Source organism: Croceicoccus sediminis (assembly GCF_007570835.1).
GTDB classification, from domain to species: Bacteria; Pseudomonadota; Alphaproteobacteria; order Sphingomonadales; family Sphingomonadaceae; genus Croceicoccus; species Croceicoccus sediminis.
This window is the reverse complement of the sequence record NZ_SUNC01000001.1, coordinates 796,081-815,213: the sequence shown is the minus strand read 5'-3', so window position 1 is coordinate 815,213 and position 19,133 is coordinate 796,081. Positions and strand designations below refer to the sequence as shown.

Genomic DNA, 19,133 nt, shown 5'->3' with positions numbered 1-19,133 from the left:
TTTTTAAAATGGCGAAAGCTAAGTTTGAGCGGAACAAGCCGCACTGCAACATCGGCACCATCGGTCACGTCGACCACGGCAAGACCACGCTGACCGCGGCCATCACCAAGGTCCAGGGCGCGGCCGTCGACTTCAACAACATCGACAAGGCCCCGGAAGAGCGTGAGCGCGGCATCACCATTTCGACCGCACACGTCGAATACGAAACCGACGCACGCCACTACGCGCACGTCGACTGCCCGGGTCACGCCGATTACGTGAAGAACATGATCACCGGTGCTGCCCAGATGGACGGCGCGATCCTGGTTGTGAACGCTGCTGACGGCCCGATGCCGCAGACCCGCGAGCACATCCTGCTTGCTCGCCAGGTCGGCGTTCCGGCTCTGGTCGTGTTCATGAACAAGGTCGACCAGGTCGACGATCCGGAACTGCTCGAACTCGTCGAGCTGGAAATCCGTGAGCTCCTCTCGAGCTACGACTTCCCGGGCGACGACATTCCGGTCATCGCCGGTTCGGCTCTTGCTGCCCTCGAAGGCCGCGATCCCGAAATCGGTGAAGACAAGATCAAGGAACTGATGGCTGCCGTGGACGAGTACATCCCGCAGCCGCCGCGTCCGACCGACAAGCCCTTCCTGATGCCCGTCGAAGACGTGTTCTCGATCTCGGGTCGTGGTACGGTTGTGACCGGCCGCGTCGAAACCGGCATCGTCAAGGTTGGTGAAGAAGTCGAAATCGTCGGCCTCAAGGACACCAAGAAGACGACCGTCACCGGCGTTGAAATGTTCCGCAAGCTGCTCGACCAGGGTGAAGCTGGCGACAACATCGGCGCACTCGTTCGCGGCGTTGCCCGTGAAGACGTTGAGCGTGGTCAGGTTCTCTGCAAGCCCGGTTCGGTTACGCCGCACACCGATTTCAACGCAGAAGTCTACGTCCTGTCGAAGGACGAAGGTGGCCGTCACACGCCGTTCTTCGCCAACTATCGTCCCCAGTTCTACTTCCGCACGACCGACGTGACGGGCGAAGTGGTTCTGCCGGAAGGTACGGAAATGGTCATGCCGGGCGACAACGTCACCATCGGCGTGAAGCTCATCGCTCCGATCGCGATGGATGAAGGTCTGCGCTTCGCAATTCGCGAAGGTGGCCGCACCGTCGGTTCGGGGGTTGTCAGCTCGATCACGAAGTAATATAGGCACGCGCACCGGCGGGGGTGATTCACTCCCGCCGGTCGAAATTTTCGGAAGGGCCGCCCCTTCCCGCGTTGGGAAACCAACGATGGTGAGGCGGGGCGGTTCTTTCTTTTTTGGTGGGGGCTGCGGCCCTTGCTGTTTGGCTCTTTCGCATCGGTATTGGACATGGAAGCTCAGAACATCCGCATTCGCCTCAAGGCGTTTGACCACCGCGTACTCGACCAGGCTACTGGCGAGATCGCAGAAACCGCACGCCGCACCGGCGCGCTTATTCGGGGCCCCATTCCGCTGCCGACGCGTATCGAGAAGTTCACCGTGAACCGCGGTCCGCACATCGACAAGAAGTCGCGTGAGCAGTTCGAGGTCCGTACCTACAAGCGGCTGCTTGACATCGTGCAGCCCAACGCCGCAACCGTCGACGCTCTGATGAAGCTCGATCTGGCCGCTGGCGTGAACGTGGAGATCAAGCTGGCCTAACGGCCGGTCTTAGGTCTTCACTTCGAAGGCTTAGGGATACCGCCGGAAATTCTTTCCGGGCTGCGTCCCCCGTCTCGCTCTCTTCCTTACGGGGGAGGGCATTATCAGCCCGGACGGGGCGACGCATGAAAATCTGGGCTGACACGCACCATGGGATGGGCCCTTGGTGCCTCTGTTAGGAGATTAGGTCATGCGCACTGGCGTGATCGCTAAAAAGGTCGGGATGACCCGCCTTTTCCAGGAGGATGGACGTCACGTTCCCGTGACCGTTCTGGCCCTGGAAGATTGCCAGGTCGTTTCGCACCGCACGATGGACCGCGACGGTTATGTCGCTGTGCAGCTTGGCGCGGGTGAAGCGAAACTGAAGAACGTCGCAAAGCCGCAGCGCGAGCATTTCGCCAAGGCTGAAGTGACTCCGAAGATGAAGGTCGCGGAATTCCGCGTCGAAGCCGAAGACGGTCTTCCGCCGGTCGGCGCAACCATCAGTGCGGAACACTTCATCGCTGGCCAGAAGGTCGACATCACCGGTCACACGCAGGGCAAGGGCTTCGCCGGCGCCATGAAGCGTTGGGGCTTCGGGGGCATGCGCGCCACGCACGGCGTGTCGATCAGCCACCGTGCTCACGGTTCGACGGGTAACCGCCAGGATCCGGGTCGCGTCTTCAAGAACAAGAAGATGGCCGGCCACATGGGCGACCGTCAGCGCACTCAGCAGAACCTCGAAATCGTGCGCACCGACGCCGATCGCGGTCTGCTCTTCGTCAAGGGCTCGGTCCCGGGTGCGAAGAACTCGTGGCTGGTCGTCACCGATGCCGTGAAGCTGCCGCTTCCCGAAGGTCTGCCGTTCCCGGCCGCCCTGCTCGAGAAGAAGAGCACGCAGCCCGAGCACGAAGAAGCGCCGGCCGGCATGGTCGAGAGCGCTGCCGAGCACGAAGTGCAGCCGGAAGTTTCCGCCGAACAGCAGGCTGAACTGCTCAAGGAACAGGAAGCCGGTGCCGACACCGAAAACAACGCTGCCGATGGCGGCGAGAACAAGGAGGGCTGATCCGTGAAGGTGAAGGTCCAGAAACTCGACGGCAAGGCGTCGGGCGACATCGAGCTGAATGACGACGTCTTCGGTCTCGAGCCGCGTGCAGACATTCTGCACCGCGTTGTCACCTGGCAGCTGTGGAACCGTCGCGGAACCGCCCGCCCGACGCGTGAGCGTTCGGACGTGGCCCGCACGGGCAAGAAGTGGGGTCGCCAGAAGGGCGGCGGCACGGCTCGCCACGGTGATCGCAAGGCTCCCATCTTCATCGGTGGTGGTAAGGCTCACGGTGCCCGCAAGCGTGATTTCGACATCTCGCTGAACAAGAAGGTCCGCGCTCTCGGTCTGAAGATGGCCCTGTCGAGCAAGGCGAAGGACGGCCTCATCGTCGTCGACAGCCTCGAGCTTGACGACGCCAAGACCAAGGCTCTCAAGGCCCAGTTCGAGAAGCTCGGCTTCGGCGGCAAGGTTCTCGTGATCGACGGCGACAGCGTCAACGACGGTTTCCGCAAGGCTGCGGGCAACCTTCCGGGCGTCAATGTCCTGCCGGCCGTGGGCGCCAACGTCTACGACATCCTGAAGCACGACACGCTGATCCTTACCAAGGACGCGGTCGAAAAGCTGGAGGCCCGTTTCAATGGCTAAGGCTAAGGAAATCGACGTGCGGCACTACGACGTTATCGTCGCCCCGCACATCACCGAGAAGTCGACGCTTCTTTCGGAAAACAACGCTGTGATCTTCAAGGTCTCCGAGACCGCGACGAAGCCGCAGATCAAGGAAGCCGTCGAAGCGCTGTTCGACGTCAAGGTCACCGGCGTGAACACCATTGTCCAGAAGGGCAAGGTGAAGCGCTGGAAGGGCAAGCCCTACAAGCGCGTCGACGTTAAGAAGGCGATCGTGACGCTGGCCGAAGGCCAGTCCATCGACGTCACCAGCGGTATCTGAGGCTAGAGACTGATGGCACTTAAGAACTATAAACCGACTTCGCCGGCCCGCCGTGGCCTGGTGCTCGTCGACAAGTCGAGCCTCTGGAAGGGCAAGCCTGTCAAGGCGCTCACCGAAGGCAAGCGCAAGACGGGTGGCCGTAACAACAAGGGTCACGTGACTTCGCGCGGCATCGGCGGCGGTCACAAGCAGAAGTACCGCTACATCGACTTCAAGCGTCGCAAGTGGGACGTCCCCGCGACCGTCGAGCGTCTCGAGTACGACCCGAACCGCACCGCGTTCATCGCTCTCATCAAGTATGAGGACGGCGAGCAGGCCTACATCATCGCCCCGCAGCGTCTGGCTGTCGGCGACACGATCATCGCTGCTGAAAAGGCTGATACCAAGCCCGGCAACGCCATGCTCCTGTCGCAGATGCCGGTCGGTACGATCGCTCACAACCTGGAAATGAAGCCGGGCAAGGGCGCGCAGATCGCACGTTCGGCCGGTGCATATGCCCAGATCGTCGGTCGTGACCGCGGCATGGTCATCGTGCGCCTCGGCTCGGGTGAACAGCGTTACCTGCGCGGTGACTGCATGGGCACCGTCGGCGCCGTGTCGAACCCCGACAACTCCAACCAGACGCTGGCGAAGGCCGGTCGTCGCCGTTGGATGGGCGTGAAGCCGCTTACCCGCGGCGTCGCGAAGAACCCCGTCGACCACCCGCACGGTGGTGGTGAAGGCCGTACCTCGGGTGGCCGTCATCCGGTTACTCCGTGGGGCAAGCCGACCAAGGGCGCCCGCACCCGTCACAATAAGTCGACGGACAAGATGATCATCCGTTCGCGTCACGCGAAGAAGAAGAGGTAAGCGGTCATGGCTCGTTCGCTCCGCAAGGGTCCGTTCGTGGACCTCCACCTGCTGAAGAAGGCCGAGACCGCCCAGGAATCTGGCGGCCGCGCGCCGATCAAGACCTGGTCGCGTCGTTCGACGATTCTTCCGCAGTTCGTTGGCCTGACGATCAACGTCTACAATGGCCAGAAGCACATCCCCGTGTCCGTCAATGAGGACATGGTCGGCCACAAGCTCGGTGAATTCGCGCCCACGCGTTCGTTCCCGGGTCACGCCGCTGACAAGAAGGGCAAGCGCTGATGAGCAAGCAGGCAGCTCCGCGCCGCGTCGGTGACAAGGAAGCTCTGGCAGTCGGGACCACGATCCGTGGCTCGGCCCAGAAGCTGAACCTCGTCGCCGGTCTGATCCGCGGCAAGAAGGCCGAGGACGCGCTGAACATTCTCGCGTTCTCCAAGCGCGCCATGGCCCAGGACGCTCGCAAGGTCCTGGCCTCGGCGATCGCCAATGCCGAGAACAACCACAACCTGGATGTCGATGCGCTCGTCGTGGCAGAAGCCTCGGTCGGCAAGTCGATCACCATGAAGCGTTTCCACACGCGGGGCCGTGGCAAGTCCACGCGCATCCTGAAGCCGTTCAGCCGGCTGCGCATCGTGGTCCGCGAAGCCGAGGAGGCCTGATCATGGGTCATAAATCGAATCCGATCGGTCTGCGTCTCCAGATCAACCGCACCTGGGACAGCCGCTGGTACGCCGAAGGGCGCGACTATGCCGGTCTGCTCAAGGAAGACATCGAGATCCGCAAGTTCATCGTCGACACGCTGCCGCAGGCTGCGATCTCGAAGGTGGTTATCGAGCGTCCGGCCAAGCTGTGCCGCATCTCGATCTACGCGGCTCGCCCCGGTGTCATCATCGGCAAGAAAGGCGCTGACATCGAGAAGCTTCGCACGAAGCTCTCGAAGATGACCGACAGCGAAGTGAAGCTGAACATCGTCGAAATCCGCAAGCCGGAAATCGACGCCAAGCTCGTCGCCCAGGGCATCGCCGACCAGCTCGTTCGCCGCGTGGCTTTCCGCCGTGCGATGAAGCGCGCGGTCCAGTCGGCCCTGCGTCTTGGTGCCGAAGGCATCAAGATCACTTGCGGTGGTCGTCTCGGCGGTGCGGAAATCGCCCGCGTCGAGTGGTACCGTGAAGGCCGCGTGCCGCTTCACACCCTGCGTGCAAACGTCGATTACGCCGAAGCCGAAGCGCTGACCGCGTACGGCATTATCGGAATCAAGTGCTGGATCTTCAAGGGTGAGATCCTGGCGCATGACCCGATGGCGCAGGACCGTCTGATGATGGAGGCCCAGACCTCCGGCGTGCGACCGGCGCGCTGAGGTTAGGGTAAGGTAAGAGCAATGCTGCAACCGAAAAAAACCAAGTTCCGCAAGGCGTTCAAGGGCAAGATCCATGGCAACGCCAAGGGCGGCACGGACCTCAACTTCGGCTCGTACGGGCTGAAGGCGATGGAACCGGAGCGTATCACCGCTCGCCAGATCGAGGCTGCTCGTCGTGCGATCACTCGCCACATTCGCCGTCAGGGCCGTCTGTGGATCCGCGTGTTCCCCGACGTTCCGGTTTCGAAGAAGCCTGCCGAAGTCCGTCAGGGTAAGGGCAAGGGTTCGGTCGAGTACTGGGCAGCCCGCGTGAAGCCGGGTCGTATCCTGTTCGAACTGGACGGCGTTCCGGGCCCGCTCGCTGCAGAGGCGTTCAGCCGCGCTGCAATGAAGCTGCCGATCAAGACCAAGGTCGTCGCCCGTCTCGGCGACTCCTCGCACCTGGGAGGTGAATGATGGCACAAGCTGAAGACCTTCGCGCCAAGAGCGACGACCAGCTGACCGCTGATCTGACCGATCTCAAGCGCGAGCAGTTCAACCTGCGTTTCCAGGCTGCGACCAACCAGATCGAGCGTCCCGCTCGTATCAAGGAAGTCCGTCGCCAGATCGCGCGCATCAAAACGTTGCAGGGCGAACGCGCCCGCGCAGCGAAGTAAGGACAAGACCATGCCCAAGCGTATCCTGACCGGGACCGTGGTCTCGGACAAGACCGACAAGACCGTCGTGGTCAAGGTCGAGCGCAAGGTGAAGCACCCGCTGTACGGGAAGATCATCCGCCGCTCGAAGAAGTACCACGCTCACGATGCGGACAACACGTACCGCACCGGTGAGAAGGTCCGCATTGAGGAGGTCGCTCCGATCTCCAAGCTCAAGACGTGGAAGGTTCTCGACCGCGTCGGTGGCCAGGCCGATATCGCCCTGGAAGCCGACATCGAGGTCGAAGCCGCCAACGGCTGAGCGGACTGACTTTTTGGAACTGCCAGACTGGTTCTGGCAAGCCGAGTGAAAAGGAACCGGATCGATGATCCAGATGCAATCAAACCTTGACGTTGCTGACAACAGCGGCGCCAAGCGCGTCCAGTGCATCAAGGTACTGGGCGGATCGAAGCGGCGCACTGCCAGCGTCGGTGACGTGATTGTGGTCTCCGTCAAGGAGGCGCAGCCGCGTGCCAAGGTCAAGAAGGGCGACGTTCACCGCGCGGTGATCGTTCGCACCAAGAAGGACGTGCGTCGTCCCGACGGCAGCGTAATTCGCTTCGACTCGAACGCCGCGGTTCTCGTCAACAAGAACGAAGAACCCATCGGCACCCGTATCTTCGGCCCCGTCGTGCGCGAATTGCGCGGCCGCGGCTTCATGAAGATCATCTCGCTTGCTCCGGAGGTGCTGTAATGGCTGCCGCGAAGATCAAGAAGGGTGACAGCGTCGTCGTGCTTTCGGGCAAGGACAAGGGCAAGACCGGCACGGTCACCCAGGTCCTTCCCAAGGACGGCAAGGTCGTGGTCGAAGGCGTCAACGTCGCGACCCGCCACCGCAAGCCCACTCAGGTGAACCCGCAGGGCGGCATCGAACGCAACCCTGCTCCGATGGCGATCAGCAAAGTCGCTGTTGCCGATCCCAAGGATGGCAAGCCCACTCGCGTCCGCTTCGAAGAGCGTGACGGCAAGAAGGTGCGCGTTGCCGTCAAGTCCGGGGAGACGATCGATGGGTGATAGCTACACTCCGCGCCTCAAGGCGAAGTACGAAGCCGAAATCGTGAAGGCGATGACCGAGAAGTTCGGTTACGCCAACCCGATGATGGTGCCCAAGCTGGAAAAGATCACGCTCAACATGGGCGTTGGCGAAGCCAGCCAGGACAAGAAGAAGGTCCAGACCGCAGCTGCGGAAATGGAACTGATTGCCGGTCAGAAGCCGGTCATCACCAAGGCGAAGAAGTCGATCGCGCAGTTCAAGCTGCGTGAAGGCATGCCGATCGGTTGCAAGGTTACCCTGCGCCGCGATCGCATGTTCGAATTCCTCGACCGTCTCGTCACGATCGCGATGCCCCGCATCCGCGACTTCCGTGGCCTGAACCCCAAGTCGTTCGACGGCCGTGGCAACTATGCCATGGGCCTGAAGGAGCAGATCATCTTTCCCGAGATCAGCTACGACCAGATCGACAAGGTTCGCGGCATGGACATCATCGTGACGACCACCGCCAAAACCGATGAAGAAGCGCGCGAGCTGCTGCGTCTCTTCGGTTTCCCGTTCCCGGCTGAAGAGTCGGAACAGCAGGAGGCGGCGTGAGCCGCTGAGAAAGAGAGCTTAAGTCCATGGCGAAACTGAGTTCCGTGAACAAGAACGAGCGTCGTAAGAAGCTCGTCAAAAAGTACGCATCGCAGTACGCGAAGCTGAAGGCGATTGCCGATGACGAGTCGCTCGACGAGAGCGAGCGTTGGGTCGCACGCCTGAAGATGGCCGAGATTCCCCGCAACGGGAATCCGACCCGCGTGCGCAACCGCTGCACCACCACCGGCCGCCCGCGCGGCTATTACCGCAAGTTCGGCCTCAACCGCATCGAACTGCGCGACCTCGGCAACAAGGGCCTGATTCCGGGCCTGACCAAGTCGAGCTGGTGAGGTACTGATAGATGGCTATGACCGATCCCCTGGGTGATATGCTCACCCGTATCCGCAACGGCCAGCGTGCGAAGAAGGACTCCGTCCTTTCGCCCGCCAGCAAGCTGCGTGCAAATGTGCTCGAGGTTCTTCAGCGCGAAGGCTACATCCGTGGCTACAGCGAGGACGCAACCGGCAAGCACCCCGCGCTGCGGATTGAACTGAAGTATTTCGAGGGTGAACCTGCGATCAAGCACGTTGCCCGCGTCTCCAAGCCTGGCCGCCGCGTCTACTCGGGTTCGAAAGAACTTCCGACGATCCGCAACGGCCTTGGCATTACCATCGTGTCGACGCCCAAGGGCGTGCTTTCGGACAACGAAGCACGCGCCGAGAACGTCGGCGGCGAAGTGCTGGCGGAGGTGTTCTGATGAGCCGCATCGGCAAGAAGGCAGTCGCGATCCCGAGCGGCGTGACTGCCAACATCGATGGTGACACGCTGACCGTGAAGGGCCCGAAGGGCACTCTTTCGCTGGGTCTGTCTGACCTCATCACCTACAAGGTGGAAGGCGAAGAGATCTCGGTTCAGCCGGCGAACGACACGAAGGCCGCGCGCAGCCATTGGGGCATGCAGCGTACTCTCGTCTCGAACCTCGTCGAAGGCGTTACCGAAGGCTACACCAAGGTCCTCGAGATCTCGGGCGTCGGCTACCGTGCACAGGCCCAGGGCAAGAAGCTCAAGCTTCAGCTCGGCTATTCGCACGACGTCGACCTCGACGTTCCCGAAGGTCTCGAGGTGAAGACCCCGGACCAGACCACCGTGGAAATCTCGGGCATCGACAAGCAGGCCGTTGGCCAGTTTGCCGCCGAGGTCCGCCGCTGGCGCAAGCCCGAACCCTACAAGGGCAAGGGTATCAAGTACCGCGGCGAGTACATCTTCCGCAAGGAAGGGAAGAAGAAGTAAGATGGCCAAGCTTTCTCTTTTCGAGCGCCGCCGTCGCCGCGTGCGCACCGCGCTCCGCGCCCGTTCGGGTGGCAAGCCCCGCCTGTCTGTGCATCGCACTGGCAAGCACATCTATGCGCAGGTCATCGACGACGCTTCCGGCAAGACCGTTGCCGCTGCCAGCACCCTGGGCGCGAAGTCCTCGGGCGCGAACGTCGATGCCGCCCAGCAGGTCGGCAAGGACATCGCCGCTGCCGCCAAGAAGGCGGGCGTGACGACTGTCGTGTTCGATCGTGGCGGTTTCCTGTTCCATGGCCGCGTCAAGGCGCTGGCTGACGCCGCCCGTGAAGGCGGGCTGGAGTTCTGATGATGGCTGAAGAAAACAACAACGAAACCCCCGTGATCGACAACGAAGGTTCGACCCCGACCCCGACCGTCGCCAGCACGGAAGCGGCCGACAACCAGTCGACCGAAGCCGGCGATCCGTCGCAGCCGCGCGAAGGTCGCGGTGGCCGTGGTGGTCGTGGCCGTGGCGGTAACGACCGTGGCGGTGAACGTGGTGGCCGTGGTCGCGGCCGTCGTGACGATCGTCGCGGCAACCGTGACGATGACGGTGAAGAGCTGATCGAAAAGCTCGTTCACATCAACCGCGTCTCCAAGACCGTGAAGGGCGGTAAGCGCTTCGGTTTCGCAGCACTCGTCGTCGTCGGTGACGGCAAGGGCCGCGTCGGTTTCGGTCACGGCAAGGCTCGCGAAGTTCCCGAGGCGATCAACAAGGCCACTGCTGCTGCCAAGAAGAAGATGGTTCGCGTTCCGCTGAAGGAAGGCCGCACGCTGCACCATGACGGCAAGGGCCGTTTCGGTGCCGGCAAGGTCAACGTCCGCACGGCGCCGGCAGGTACCGGCATCATCGCGGGCGGCCCGATGCGCGCCGTCTTCGAATCGCTGGGTGTTGCTGACGTCGTGACCAAGTCGGTCGGTACGTCGAACCCCTACAACATGATCCGCGCCACCTTCGACGCGCTGACCAACCAGACTTCGCCGAAGTCGGTGGCACAGCGTCGTGGCAAGAAGGTCGCCGACCTTCTGGGCCGTGGTGGCGCGACCGAGGCGGAGGCAGAAGCCGACGCCGCGGCCATCGTGGAGTAATCGATCATGGCTAAGGCTAAGACCATCAAGATCAAGCAGGTCGGTTCGCCGATCCGCCGCCCCGAAGGCCAGAGGAAGATCCTCATCGGCCTCGGACTGAACAAGATGCACAAGGTCGTCGAACTGCAGGACACTGCCGAAGTTCGCGGCGCCGTTGCAAAGGTCCCCCATCTCGTCGAGATCGTGGACTAAGCGCAGGCTGCACCGCCAAAGAAAAGGGGCCTCGGTCACGCGACCGGGGCCCTTTCTTTTATCTGACCCTTGATGGTGCGGGGAGTGTAGATCGTCCGTGCGTCTCAGGGGCCAGGGATGAACCGGAGGTAGACGTGGCATCGACCACATCAGGAGCCGTGCACCCAGTTACGGAGCGGTCCAGTTACCAGTACATGGACATGTTAGGTTCGCCGCGGCAGCGGTCGTGGTTCTCAACCATGCCCGTGAACTGCTCATCGTAGATGCTGCCGAGGCGGGTAATCGTCTGAGCCTGATCGACAAGGCGGTCTATTTGGTCTCTGGTCTTGGGCACGAAGCCGTGATGGTGTTTTTCGTACTATCAGGTTTCTGGATCACGCGCGCCGTCGATCGCCGCAAGGACGATAAGGTGTTCTGGCGGCCGTATCTTACCGATCGCCTTTCGCGACTGATGATCGTTCTATTGCAGACTTGTTGCTCGGCGGATTGCTTGATGCATGGGGCCTCGCGTCGGGTGCTTTGCACTATTCGGGAGCTAGTCCGGCAACGAGTGTACCTGAGGCCGGTCATTGCGACGTACGTCTCGCTGGCCAGTTACGCGCTTTACGCGATTCACGACTCGATCCTGATGGCGATCATCGCGGCCGCGTTGCTCGTATCGGCTGACCGAGGCCAGGATGCCAGCGCCACGGGCGTGGATCATCCGGCGTCTCGCGTCCTGAGGGCTGCACCAGGGTGAGTGTGTAATCGCGTTGTGGTGGGCAGGGGGTCGACAGCGGGGGCTATCGCCGCTAAGGCGCGCGCTTCGCGGGCCGACATGGCCCTTCACCAACGCGAATCAAAGCGAAAGCGAGTGTTGAATATGAAACTGAATGATATCCGCGACAACGAAGGTGCACGTCACCGCCGTATGCGTGTTGGCCGTGGCATCGGTTCCGGCAAGGGCAAGACGAGCGGTCGTGGCCAGAAGGGCCAGAAGAGCCGTTCGGGCGTTGCCGTCAAGGGCTTCGAAGGCGGCCAGATGCCGCTTCACATGCGTCTGCCGAAGCGTGGCTTCAACAACCCGTTCGGCAAGGACTACGCACAGGTCAACCTGGGCATGATCCAGAAGTTCATCGACGCCGGAAAGCTCGATGCTTCGGGCGTCATCGACCACGAAACGCTGCAGGCTGCCGGCCTCGCACGTGGCGGCAAGGACGGCGTTCGTCTCCTTGGCAAGGGTGAATTGACCACGAAGGTGAGCTTCAAGGTCGCCGGTGCCTCGAAGGGCGCCGTGGCCCAGGTCGAGAAGCTCGGCGGTAAAGTCGAGACGACCGTTCCGGCCAAGGCTGACAAGGCCGCCGCCGAATAATCGGGACAAGGTTCGGGCGAGGGTGTTTGCATCCTCGCCCGCTGCCTATATGGGCTGTTCCCAGTTCTTGAGACGGGCCCCGTCTCAGCCCCCGCAAGGCAATAGATTCATATCATGGCATCACGCGCCGATAACATCGCGAGCAACATGTCCCTGGCCAATTTCGGCAAGGCGACCGAGCTCAAGCAGCGCATCTGGTTCACGCTGGGTGCTCTCATCGTCTTCCGCTTCCTGAGCTTCGTTCCGCTTCCGGGCGTGAACCCGCTGATCCTTGAAGATCTCTACGCTCAGACGCGCGGCGGCGTTCTCGATCTTTTCAACACGTTCTCGGGCGGCAGCCTTGAGCGCATGAGCCTCATCGCGCTCGGCATCATGCCGTACATCACCGCGTCCATCGTCGTTCAGCTTGCCGCCGCGTTGCACCCCGCGCTGGCCGCGCTGAAGAAAGAGGGCGAGAGCGGTCGCAAGAAGCTCAACCAGTATACCCGTTACGGCACCGTCGGCCTGACCGCGATCCAGGGTTATTTCCTTGCCGTCGGCCTGGAAACCTTCGCGGCCTCCAGCGGTCTGCACGCCGTCGTCGCGCCGGGCTACATGTTCCGCATCGGCGCTGTCATCAGCCTCGTCGGCGGCACCATGTTCCTGCTGTGGCTGGGCGAACAGATTACCTCCCGCGGGATCGGCAACGGCGTCTCGCTGATCATCATGGCGGGCATCATCGCCCAGTTCCCGACGATCACGGCACAGCTGTTTGAAGGCGGCCGTTCGGGTTCGATCTCGCCGTTCCTGATCATCGCGCTCATCATCGTCATCATCGGCCTTATCCTGTTTATCTGCTTCATGGAGCGTGCCCAGCGCCGCCTCCTGATCCAGTATCCCAAGCGGGCGAGCCAGCGTGGCATGATGCAGGCCGATCGTTCGCACCTGCCGCTCAAGCTCAACACCGCGGGCGTGATCCCGCCGATCTTCGCATCGTCACTGCTGCTTCTGCCGCTGACGATCACGCAGTTCGCGCAAAATTCGATTGCGCCGGACTCGACGATGGGTGGCATCCTGGTCACGCTGAACCAGTATCTTCAGCACGGTCAGCCTATCTATCTCACGCTCTATGCGGTCGGCATCGTGTTCTTCGCGTTCTTCTACACCGCGGTTGTCTTCAATCCGGAAGAGACGGCCGATAACCTGAAGCGCAATGGCGGCTTCATTCCCGGCATCCGTCCGGGCAAGCGCACTGCCGACTATCTCGATTATGTCCTGACCCGCATTACCGTGATCGGTGCCGCTTACCTGGCGCTGGTCTGCGTTCTGCCGGAATACGTAATCGGTCAGACCGGCCTTCCGTTCTTTCTGGGCGGCACCAGCCTGCTCATCGTCGTGAACGTGACGGTCGATACCATTGCACAGATTCAGAGCCACCTGCTGGCGCACCAGTACGGCGATCTCATCAAAAAGGCTAAGTTGAAAGGTCGGCTTCGCTAGTCGATAGACTTTCCGGCAACAGGGAGAGTTTTCAAGTGAACATCATCCTCCTCGGACCGCCGGGAGCCGGCAAGGGTACGCAGTCTCAGCGCCTCGTGGAAAAGCATGGCATGCGCCAGCTTTCGACTGGCGACATGCTGCGCGCTGCCGTCAAGGCGCAGACCCCCGTGGGCATCCAGGCAAAGGCCGTCATGGACGCGGGCGAGCTTGTCTCGGACACGATCGTCTCGGCCCTGATCAGCGATGAACTGGCCTCGATGGGCAGTGACGTCGGTGCGATCTTCGACGGCTATCCGCGTACCGAAGCGCAGGCCCTTATGCTGGACGAAATCCTCCAGCAGCATGGCCGCACGCTGGCCCACGTGATCGAGCTGGAGGTAAACGAGGATGCGCTGGTTGAGCGCATCACCGGTCGCTTCACCTGTGCATCGTGCGGCAAGGGTTATCACGACAAGTTCGAGCGGCCGAAGCAGGAAGGCGTTTGCGATCGCTGCGGCGGCACCGAGTTCAAGCGCCGTCCGGACGATAACGAGGAAACCGTGCGCACCCGCATGGCCGAGTATCGCGCCAAGACCGCGCCGATCCTTCCGGTCTACGAACAGCGTGGCATCGTCTCGCGCGTCGACGGCATGGCCGATATCGACGCGGTGACGGATTCGATCAACGCCATTCTGGAAAGTTGATCCGTCCCGCGCTGCGGGACTTTGCAATCGATGAAGTGGAGCGCCGCGTTTGACGCGGCGTTTTGCTGTGCTAGCCCGTCTGCCGGAACAGGGAAGGGGCCAGTCTCATGCGTTCGATCGTTATTTCTGCTGCAACAGTCCTGGCTGCATTGGCCACGCCTGCGCATGCGGCGCTTGAGAAAATCGGCGATGACGGCTTCGTCACGCGCCACACCGAAGTCGTCGATGCCGAGCCGATGGCGATCTGGGCCGAGCTGGTCGAGCCGGCGGGCTGGTGGAACGGGGCGCATTCGTTTTCCGGAGATGCCGAGAACCTGACGCTGGACCCCCGTGCCGGCGGTTGCTTCTGCGAGATGCTGCCTGCTGGCGACAGCCGCCCCGAACCGGGCAGCGTGCGCCACATGGAAGTCCTGTTCGTCGACCCGGGTACGGCCATGCGCCTCTCTGGCGCGCTTGGGCCCTTGCAGAGCGAGGCGGTCAACGGCGTTCTCACCATTACGATGAAGCAGGTCGATGGGGGTACGCGCGTCCTGTTCGAATATGTCGTGGGCGGAACGATGCGCTTCCCGGTCGACCAGATCGGGCCGGCCGTGGACCGCGTGATCGGAGAGCAGCTTTCCCGCCTTGCCGACAAGATCGGCCGCACCGCTGATTCCCCCGCGCCAGAGGTTATCGATCTGCCGCCGTCCGCTGCTGCCGAAGCAGAAGCTGAGGAAGTCGCCATGGAGGAGGCCGCCGCTGCGGTCGAGGAAGAGGGCTTCGGTGCGGATTTCCTGTCCGATCTTGATGCAGAGCCTGAAGCGCGCGAGGAACTGTCCCCTGTAGGCAACGAAGAACTCGACGAATTCGACACGCGCTGAGAACTTTCCGACGATTGCTTTCACGCGGGCGTAAAGCGGTTATGTTCCCTTCCTGATGACGCGTGGGCGACTCGCCCTTCGTGCATCGCAAGAGGGGGAAAATACTCATGGCCGTATCCGATCACGTCGACTTTCCGACGTTCATGGAAGGGGTGAAGCGCCGTAATCCGCACCAGGACGAATTCGTCCAGGCCGTGCAGGAAGTGGCCGAAGACATCTTCGACTTCATCGCGGACAAGGAAGAGTACCACGAGCAGCAGATCCTGCGCCGCATTGCAGAGCCTGATCGCGTCGTGTCCTTTCGCGTCTGCTGGGAAGACGACAACGGCAATATCCGCGTTCAGCGCGGGTGGCGGGTTCAGAACAACAACGCGATCGGCCCCTATAAGGGCGGCATCCGTTTCCACCCCAGCGTGACCGAGAGCGTGCTGAAGTTTCTGGCTTTCGAGCAGACCTTCAAGAACGCGCTGACCGGCCTGCCGATGGGTGGGGGCAAGGGTGGTTCGAACTTCAACCCCAAGGGCAAGAGCGTGCGCGAGATCATGCGCTTCTGTCAGTCGTTCATGACCGAGCTCTATCGCCACATCGGGGCCGATACCGACGTGCCGGCGGGCGACATCGGCGTCGGCGGGCGCGAGATTGGTTACATGTTCGGGCAGTACAAGCGCATCACCAACCAGTTCACCGGCGTGCTGACGGGCAAGGGGCTGGAATGGGGTGGCTCGCTCATCAGGACCGAGGCGACCGGGTACGGCGCGGTCTACTTCCTCGAAAACATGCTGAAGCAAAAGGGCGACAGCCTCGATGGCAAAGTCGCGGTGATTTCTGGCAGCGGTAATGTCGCCACGCACGCGGCGGAAAAGATCGTGCATCTCGGCGGAAAGCCGGTGACGCTTTCGGATTCCGGCGGCTTCATCCACGACCCCGAAGGGCTGACCCAGGAAAAGATCGACTGGGTCAAGGCGCACAAGACTCACCGCCGCGGCCGGATCAGCGACTATGTCGAAGAGTTCAAAGGCTCGACCTTTCACGAGGGCAAGACGCCGTGGAATGTCGAATGCGACGTGGCGCTGCCCTGCGCGACGCAGAACGAGCTTTTGGGCGACGATGCCAAGGCGCTGGTCGCCAACGGCTGCATCGCGGTGTCCGAAGGGGCGAACATGCCTTCGAACCTCGATGCCGTGCATGTCTTCAAGGACGCGAAGATCATGTTCGCACCGGGCAAGGCGGCCAACGCCGGCGGCGTTGCGGTCTCGGGGCTGGAGATGAGCCAGAACTCGGCCCGGCGCGCATGGAAGGAGGACGAGCTTCAGGTCCTGCTGCGCGACATCATGGACGGCATCCACGACCGCTGCCTGACTTATGGCGAGATGGGCGGCGGCTATACCGATTACGTGCGTGGCGCGAACATCGCGGGCTTCAAGAAAGTGGCCGATGCCATGCTGGCTTTTGGCGTCGTCTGACCGCACGGAGAAACGGAATCCGGCGCGGACCTGCCTTGCGGTGGCAGGGCGGTTCGTGCCGGTTTCGGATCACGCTGACCTCCCGGCCTTTGACGATCGGACGCCCTTGGAGTATGGAAGAGGTCCCGGCAGCCATTGCCGGGACGGGCGGCTTTCTCGCTGGCCCGTTGACTTGCCGCGCGAATCGACGTAAGCGCGGCGCTCGCTCGTCATAAATCGGGTCCTGTCCGGCCGGTTCGCGCAAGAACGCGTTCCACCCGGACTTTTTGCCGTTCTGGCACAGGGGTCCGACGAAGACTGGCGTTTAACCGCGATGAGATAGGGGCGTGGCCAATGCCAAACCCCTGTGGAGCATGGAGAATTAAGTGGCTCGTATTGCCGGGGTAAACATCCCCACCAACAAGCGCGTTATTATTGCGCTCACCTACATCCACGGTATCGGCCCGAAGTCGGCCAAGGATATCGCCGACAAGCTGGGCATCGATCATGCCCGCCGTGTCCAGGACCTCACCGACCAGGAAGTGCTGCAGATCCGCGAAGCGATCGACGCCGAATACCTCGTCGAAGGTGACCTTCGTCGCGAACACGCGATGAACATCAAGCGCCTCATGGACCTGGCCTGCTATCGCGGCCTGCGTCACCGCAAGGGCCTTCCCGTCCGCGGTCAGCGCACGCACACCAATGCGCGCACCCGCAAGGGCAAGGCAAAGCCGATCGCCGGCAAGAAGAAGTAAGCCCGCGCCTTTCAGGCAGCAGGCTGACCCTTCCTTCAGGATACAGGAACCAAGACAATGGCACGCGAACCCCAGCGCATTCGGCGCCGCGAACGCAAGAACATTTCCAGCGGCGTCGCTCACGTGAACGCCAGCTTCAACAACACCATGATCACCATCACCGATGCACAGGGCAATGCGATCAGCTGGTCCAGCGCAGGCATGATGGGCTTCAAGGGTAGCCGCAAGTCGACCCCTTACGCTGCGCAGGTCGCGGCGGACGATGCGGGCAAGAAGGCTGCCGAACACGGCGTCCGTACGCTCGAAGTCGAAGTTAAAGGCCCGGGTTCGGGCCGCGAAAGCGCACTTCGCGCGCTGCAGGCGGTGGGTTTCACCATCACCTCGATCCGCGACGTGACCCCGATCCCGCATAACGGTGTGCGTCCGTCCAAGCGCCGCCGCGTCTGATCTGAAAAGGGCGAGGGACGGGCCGAAGGATCCACGGTCCGTCCACCCGCACTCGCCCACTTCGGATCGATACTGTGGGGAAGGCGTATTCCCTCCATACGCACCCCGGATAAGAACCGACAAACCCTAGGGGAAGTCCATGTCTGTCAATATCAAGAACTGGCAGGAACTTAAGAAGCCCAACGGCCTCGAGATAAAGTCGCAGGGCGATGCCAAGCTGCGCGCGACTTTCGTTGCCGAACCGCTCGAGCGCGGCTTTGGCCTGACGCTCGGCAATGCTCTGCGCCGCGTGCTGCTGTCCTCGCTGCAGGGCGCCGCGATCACGTCGATCAAGATCGACAACGTCCTGCACGAGTTCAGCTCGCTTGCAGGCGTTCGTGAAGACATCACCGACATCGTCCTCAACATCAAGCAGGTCGCGCTGAAGATGGAAGGCGAAGGCATGAAGCGCCTGAACCTTTCGGCTACCGGCCCTGCCCAAGTGAAGGCTGGCGATATCCAGGTTTCGGGCGACATCGAGGTCATGAACAAGGACCTCGTGATCTGCCACCTCGACGAAGGTGCGACGCTCAACATGGAGCTGACCGCCGACGCCGGCAAGGGTTACGTCCCGGCCGTCCAGAACCGCATGGCTGACGCGCCGATCGGTCTGATCCCGGTCGATTCGCTCTATTCGCCGGTCCGCCAGGTTTCCTACAAGGTCGAGAACGCTCGCGTTGGCCAGGAACTGGACTACGACAAGCTGTCGCTGACCGTCGAAACCGACGGCACGGTCACGCCGGAAGACGCCGTTGCCTACGCAGCGCGGATCCTGCAGGACCAGCTGGCTCTGTTCGTCCACTTCGAGGAAGGCATTCCGCAGGGCGCACCGCAGGTCGCCGGCGTTGCCGCGGCCCCGGAAGAGAGCGATGCGAACCAGCTCAACCGTTACCTTCTCAAGAAGGTCGACGAGCTGGAACTGTCGGTCCGTTCGGCAAACTGCCTCAAGAACGACAACATCATCTACATCGGCGACCTGGTCCAGAAGACCGAGGCCGAGATGCTCCGTACGCCGAACTTCGGCCGCAAGTCGCTCAACGAGATCAAGGAAGTCCTTTCCTCAATGGGCCTGCGCCTCGGCATGGACATCCCCGGCTGGCCGCCGGAGAACATCGAAGAGATGGCCAAGAAGCTCGAACAGGAATTGCTGGGTTAAGGCCCTCAAGCGCCGGGCGCGTCCCATCCGGGCCGCTTGGCTTCCTCGCATAAGCTCGGGCGGCCGTTCGGCCTTGCGGGTGTCGCCTTCGGCGCCCCGGAATGTGAATGAGCCGCCTGGTTTTACGGTGAAGGTGCCGACCGCTAACGGGCACCGGGTACGGGTTACCTCATACGGGCCCCTAACGAACGACCGATCCCTT

General features: G+C 62.1%; 30 protein-coding genes. All 30 read left to right on the top strand.

Annotated features, from left to right (window positions below; all coding sequences use genetic code 11):
* Positions 1 to 8: 8 nt before the first annotated feature.
* The 30 genes from tuf (at position 9) to FAX90_RS03595 (ending at position 18,931) form a co-directional block, all read left to right on the top strand.
* Positions 9 to 1,184, top strand: a complete 1,176-nt coding sequence (gene tuf / locus FAX90_RS03740) for an elongation factor Tu (protein WP_144095644.1) — start codon at positions 9 to 11, stop codon at positions 1,182 to 1,184.
* Positions 1,185 to 1,352: 168 nt separating this feature from the next.
* Complete coding sequence (gene rpsJ / locus FAX90_RS03735; RefSeq protein WP_047820271.1) at positions 1,353 to 1,664, top strand: 30S ribosomal protein S10; 312 nt, start codon at positions 1,353 to 1,355, stop codon at positions 1,662 to 1,664.
* A gap of 190 nt (positions 1,665 to 1,854) precedes the next feature.
* Positions 1,855 to 2,709, top strand: a complete 855-nt coding sequence (rplC, locus tag FAX90_RS03730; protein ID WP_066765572.1) for a 50S ribosomal protein L3 — start codon at positions 1,855 to 1,857, stop codon at positions 2,707 to 2,709.
* A 3-nt stretch (positions 2,710 to 2,712) separates the two neighbouring features.
* A complete protein-coding gene (gene rplD / locus FAX90_RS03725) occupies positions 2,713 to 3,336 on the top strand; it encodes a 50S ribosomal protein L4 (protein ID WP_144095642.1) in 624 nt (207 codons plus the stop codon).
* Positions 3,329 to 3,637, top strand: a complete 309-nt coding sequence (locus FAX90_RS03720; protein ID WP_144095640.1) for a 50S ribosomal protein L23 — start codon at positions 3,329 to 3,331, stop codon at positions 3,635 to 3,637. The genes rplD and FAX90_RS03720 overlap by 8 nt, the downstream gene beginning before the upstream one ends.
* 12 nt (positions 3,638 to 3,649) lie before the next feature.
* Entirely contained in the window at positions 3,650 to 4,486 is an 837-nt protein-coding gene (rplB, locus tag FAX90_RS03715; RefSeq protein ID WP_066765579.1) for a 50S ribosomal protein L2, read from the top strand.
* Between the two features lie 6 nt (positions 4,487 to 4,492).
* Entirely contained in the window at positions 4,493 to 4,768 is a 276-nt protein-coding gene (rpsS, locus tag FAX90_RS03710) for a 30S ribosomal protein S19 (protein WP_066552624.1), read from the top strand.
* Positions 4,768 to 5,145, top strand: a complete 378-nt coding sequence (gene rplV, locus FAX90_RS03705; protein WP_144095638.1) for a 50S ribosomal protein L22 — start codon at positions 4,768 to 4,770, stop codon at positions 5,143 to 5,145. Before rpsS ends, rplV begins: the two co-directional genes overlap by 1 nt.
* Before the next feature lie 2 nt (positions 5,146 to 5,147).
* Positions 5,148 to 5,843 carry a 30S ribosomal protein S3 gene (gene rpsC, locus FAX90_RS03700; RefSeq protein WP_144095636.1) on the top strand — a complete coding sequence of 232 codons (696 nt, stop codon included), beginning with the start codon at positions 5,148 to 5,150 and terminating at the stop codon, positions 5,841 to 5,843.
* 21 nt (positions 5,844 to 5,864) lie between these two features.
* Positions 5,865 to 6,299, top strand: a complete 435-nt coding sequence (gene rplP, locus FAX90_RS03695) for a 50S ribosomal protein L16 (RefSeq protein ID WP_066552631.1) — start codon at positions 5,865 to 5,867, stop codon at positions 6,297 to 6,299.
* The gene (rpmC, locus tag FAX90_RS03690) at positions 6,296 to 6,499 is read left to right on the top strand and encodes a 50S ribosomal protein L29 (RefSeq protein ID WP_066552632.1); all 204 of its coding nucleotides are present in this window, start codon (positions 6,296 to 6,298) and stop codon (positions 6,497 to 6,499) included. The genes rplP and rpmC overlap by 4 nt, the downstream gene beginning before the upstream one ends.
* 10 nt (positions 6,500 to 6,509) lie before the next feature.
* On the top strand, positions 6,510 to 6,800 hold the full coding sequence (rpsQ, locus tag FAX90_RS03685; RefSeq protein WP_144095634.1) for a 30S ribosomal protein S17: 291 nt from the start codon (positions 6,510 to 6,512) through the stop codon (positions 6,798 to 6,800).
* A gap of 64 nt (positions 6,801 to 6,864) precedes the next feature.
* Positions 6,865 to 7,233, top strand: a complete 369-nt coding sequence (rplN, locus tag FAX90_RS03680) for a 50S ribosomal protein L14 (protein WP_066765590.1) — start codon at positions 6,865 to 6,867, stop codon at positions 7,231 to 7,233.
* Positions 7,233 to 7,553 (top strand): 50S ribosomal protein L24, encoded by a 321-nt coding sequence (gene rplX / locus FAX90_RS03675; RefSeq protein WP_144095632.1) that lies wholly within the window; start codon positions 7,233 to 7,235, stop codon positions 7,551 to 7,553. Before rplN ends, rplX begins: the two co-directional genes overlap by 1 nt.
* On the top strand, positions 7,546 to 8,127 hold the full coding sequence (gene rplE / locus FAX90_RS03670; RefSeq protein ID WP_144095630.1) for a 50S ribosomal protein L5: 582 nt from the start codon (positions 7,546 to 7,548) through the stop codon (positions 8,125 to 8,127). Before rplX ends, rplE begins: the two co-directional genes overlap by 8 nt.
* Positions 8,128 to 8,153: 26 nt before the next feature.
* The gene (gene rpsN / locus FAX90_RS03665; protein WP_144095627.1) at positions 8,154 to 8,459 is read left to right on the top strand and encodes a 30S ribosomal protein S14; all 306 of its coding nucleotides are present in this window, start codon (positions 8,154 to 8,156) and stop codon (positions 8,457 to 8,459) included.
* Positions 8,460 to 8,470: 11 nt separating this feature from the next.
* Positions 8,471 to 8,866, top strand: a complete 396-nt coding sequence (gene rpsH, locus FAX90_RS03660; RefSeq protein ID WP_066765599.1) for a 30S ribosomal protein S8 — start codon at positions 8,471 to 8,473, stop codon at positions 8,864 to 8,866.
* Positions 8,866 to 9,399: a 50S ribosomal protein L6 gene (gene rplF / locus FAX90_RS03655; protein WP_144095625.1), complete on the top strand. Its 534-nt coding sequence runs from the start codon at positions 8,866 to 8,868 to the stop codon at positions 9,397 to 9,399. The genes rpsH and rplF overlap by 1 nt, the downstream gene beginning before the upstream one ends.
* 1 nt (position 9,400) lies before the next feature.
* A complete protein-coding gene (gene rplR / locus FAX90_RS03650) occupies positions 9,401 to 9,745 on the top strand; it encodes a 50S ribosomal protein L18 (RefSeq protein ID WP_144095622.1) in 345 nt (114 codons plus the stop codon).
* Positions 9,746 to 9,747: 2 nt separating this feature from the next.
* A complete protein-coding gene (gene rpsE, locus FAX90_RS03645) occupies positions 9,748 to 10,527 on the top strand; it encodes a 30S ribosomal protein S5 (protein WP_144095620.1) in 780 nt (259 codons plus the stop codon).
* Positions 10,528 to 10,533: 6 nt separating this feature from the next.
* Entirely contained in the window at positions 10,534 to 10,719 is a 186-nt protein-coding gene (gene rpmD, locus FAX90_RS03640; RefSeq protein WP_066765603.1) for a 50S ribosomal protein L30, read from the top strand.
* Between the two features lie 226 nt (positions 10,720 to 10,945).
* On the top strand, positions 10,946 to 11,458 hold the full coding sequence (locus FAX90_RS03635; protein ID WP_144095618.1) for a hypothetical protein: 513 nt from the start codon (positions 10,946 to 10,948) through the stop codon (positions 11,456 to 11,458).
* A 123-nt stretch (positions 11,459 to 11,581) separates the two neighbouring features.
* The gene (rplO, locus tag FAX90_RS03630; RefSeq protein WP_144095616.1) at positions 11,582 to 12,070 is read left to right on the top strand and encodes a 50S ribosomal protein L15; all 489 of its coding nucleotides are present in this window, start codon (positions 11,582 to 11,584) and stop codon (positions 12,068 to 12,070) included.
* Between the two features lie 114 nt (positions 12,071 to 12,184).
* Positions 12,185 to 13,549 (top strand): preprotein translocase subunit SecY, encoded by a 1,365-nt coding sequence (gene secY, locus FAX90_RS03625; RefSeq protein WP_144095614.1) that lies wholly within the window; start codon positions 12,185 to 12,187, stop codon positions 13,547 to 13,549.
* A gap of 35 nt (positions 13,550 to 13,584) precedes the next feature.
* Positions 13,585 to 14,232: an adenylate kinase gene (locus FAX90_RS03620; RefSeq protein WP_144095612.1), complete on the top strand. Its 648-nt coding sequence runs from the start codon at positions 13,585 to 13,587 to the stop codon at positions 14,230 to 14,232.
* A 107-nt stretch (positions 14,233 to 14,339) separates the two neighbouring features.
* On the top strand, positions 14,340 to 15,092 hold the full coding sequence (locus tag FAX90_RS03615) for an SRPBCC family protein (protein ID WP_144095610.1): 753 nt from the start codon (positions 14,340 to 14,342) through the stop codon (positions 15,090 to 15,092).
* A 107-nt stretch (positions 15,093 to 15,199) separates the two neighbouring features.
* Complete coding sequence (gdhA, locus tag FAX90_RS03610; protein ID WP_144095608.1) at positions 15,200 to 16,555, top strand: NADP-specific glutamate dehydrogenase; 1,356 nt, start codon at positions 15,200 to 15,202, stop codon at positions 16,553 to 16,555.
* A gap of 365 nt (positions 16,556 to 16,920) precedes the next feature.
* Positions 16,921 to 17,289 carry a 30S ribosomal protein S13 gene (gene rpsM, locus FAX90_RS03605; RefSeq protein ID WP_144095606.1) on the top strand — a complete coding sequence of 123 codons (369 nt, stop codon included), beginning with the start codon at positions 16,921 to 16,923 and terminating at the stop codon, positions 17,287 to 17,289.
* A gap of 57 nt (positions 17,290 to 17,346) precedes the next feature.
* Positions 17,347 to 17,736: a 30S ribosomal protein S11 gene (gene rpsK / locus FAX90_RS03600; RefSeq protein ID WP_047820301.1), complete on the top strand. Its 390-nt coding sequence runs from the start codon at positions 17,347 to 17,349 to the stop codon at positions 17,734 to 17,736.
* Positions 17,737 to 17,875: 139 nt separating this feature from the next.
* Positions 17,876 to 18,931, top strand: coding sequence for a DNA-directed RNA polymerase subunit alpha (locus tag FAX90_RS03595; RefSeq protein ID WP_144095604.1), 1,056 nt, complete (start codon positions 17,876 to 17,878; stop codon positions 18,929 to 18,931).
* The last annotated feature ends 202 nt before the right edge of the window (positions 18,932 to 19,133 follow it).

What these genes read in the sequence shown, in the direction of transcription:
- tuf (WP_144095644.1), top strand. Translation starts at nt 9, where the DNA reads ATGGCGAAAGCTAAGTTTGAGCGGAACAAGCCGCACTGCAACATCGGC.
- rpsJ (WP_047820271.1), top strand. Translation starts at nt 1,353, where the DNA reads ATGGAAGCTCAGAACATCCGCATTCGCCTCAAGGCGTTTGACCACCGC.
- rplC (WP_066765572.1), top strand. Translation starts at nt 1,855, where the DNA reads ATGCGCACTGGCGTGATCGCTAAAAAGGTCGGGATGACCCGCCTTTTC.
- FAX90_RS03720 (WP_144095640.1), top strand. Translation starts at nt 3,329, where the DNA reads ATGGCTAAGGCTAAGGAAATCGACGTGCGGCACTACGACGTTATCGTC.
- rplB (WP_066765579.1), top strand. Translation starts at nt 3,650, where the DNA reads ATGGCACTTAAGAACTATAAACCGACTTCGCCGGCCCGCCGTGGCCTG.
- rpsS (WP_066552624.1), top strand. Translation starts at nt 4,493, where the DNA reads ATGGCTCGTTCGCTCCGCAAGGGTCCGTTCGTGGACCTCCACCTGCTG.
- rplV (WP_144095638.1), top strand. Translation starts at nt 4,768, where the DNA reads ATGAGCAAGCAGGCAGCTCCGCGCCGCGTCGGTGACAAGGAAGCTCTG.
- rpsC (WP_144095636.1), top strand. Translation starts at nt 5,148, where the DNA reads ATGGGTCATAAATCGAATCCGATCGGTCTGCGTCTCCAGATCAACCGC.
- rplP (WP_066552631.1), top strand. Translation starts at nt 5,865, where the DNA reads ATGCTGCAACCGAAAAAAACCAAGTTCCGCAAGGCGTTCAAGGGCAAG.
- rpmC (WP_066552632.1), top strand. Translation starts at nt 6,296, where the DNA reads ATGATGGCACAAGCTGAAGACCTTCGCGCCAAGAGCGACGACCAGCTG.
- rpsQ (WP_144095634.1), top strand. Translation starts at nt 6,510, where the DNA reads ATGCCCAAGCGTATCCTGACCGGGACCGTGGTCTCGGACAAGACCGAC.
- rplN (WP_066765590.1), top strand. Translation starts at nt 6,865, where the DNA reads ATGATCCAGATGCAATCAAACCTTGACGTTGCTGACAACAGCGGCGCC.
- rplX (WP_144095632.1), top strand. Translation starts at nt 7,233, where the DNA reads ATGGCTGCCGCGAAGATCAAGAAGGGTGACAGCGTCGTCGTGCTTTCG.
- rplE (WP_144095630.1), top strand. Translation starts at nt 7,546, where the DNA reads ATGGGTGATAGCTACACTCCGCGCCTCAAGGCGAAGTACGAAGCCGAA.
- rpsN (WP_144095627.1), top strand. Translation starts at nt 8,154, where the DNA reads ATGGCGAAACTGAGTTCCGTGAACAAGAACGAGCGTCGTAAGAAGCTC.
- rpsH (WP_066765599.1), top strand. Translation starts at nt 8,471, where the DNA reads ATGGCTATGACCGATCCCCTGGGTGATATGCTCACCCGTATCCGCAAC.
- rplF (WP_144095625.1), top strand. Translation starts at nt 8,866, where the DNA reads ATGAGCCGCATCGGCAAGAAGGCAGTCGCGATCCCGAGCGGCGTGACT.
- rplR (WP_144095622.1), top strand. Translation starts at nt 9,401, where the DNA reads ATGGCCAAGCTTTCTCTTTTCGAGCGCCGCCGTCGCCGCGTGCGCACC.
- rpsE (WP_144095620.1), top strand. Translation starts at nt 9,748, where the DNA reads ATGGCTGAAGAAAACAACAACGAAACCCCCGTGATCGACAACGAAGGT.
- rpmD (WP_066765603.1), top strand. Translation starts at nt 10,534, where the DNA reads ATGGCTAAGGCTAAGACCATCAAGATCAAGCAGGTCGGTTCGCCGATC.
- rplO (WP_144095616.1), top strand. Translation starts at nt 11,582, where the DNA reads ATGAAACTGAATGATATCCGCGACAACGAAGGTGCACGTCACCGCCGT.
- secY (WP_144095614.1), top strand. Translation starts at nt 12,185, where the DNA reads ATGGCATCACGCGCCGATAACATCGCGAGCAACATGTCCCTGGCCAAT.
- FAX90_RS03615 (WP_144095610.1), top strand. Translation starts at nt 14,340, where the DNA reads ATGCGTTCGATCGTTATTTCTGCTGCAACAGTCCTGGCTGCATTGGCC.
- gdhA (WP_144095608.1), top strand. Translation starts at nt 15,200, where the DNA reads ATGGCCGTATCCGATCACGTCGACTTTCCGACGTTCATGGAAGGGGTG.
- rpsK (WP_047820301.1), top strand. Translation starts at nt 17,347, where the DNA reads ATGGCACGCGAACCCCAGCGCATTCGGCGCCGCGAACGCAAGAACATT.
- FAX90_RS03595 (WP_144095604.1), top strand. Translation starts at nt 17,876, where the DNA reads ATGTCTGTCAATATCAAGAACTGGCAGGAACTTAAGAAGCCCAACGGC.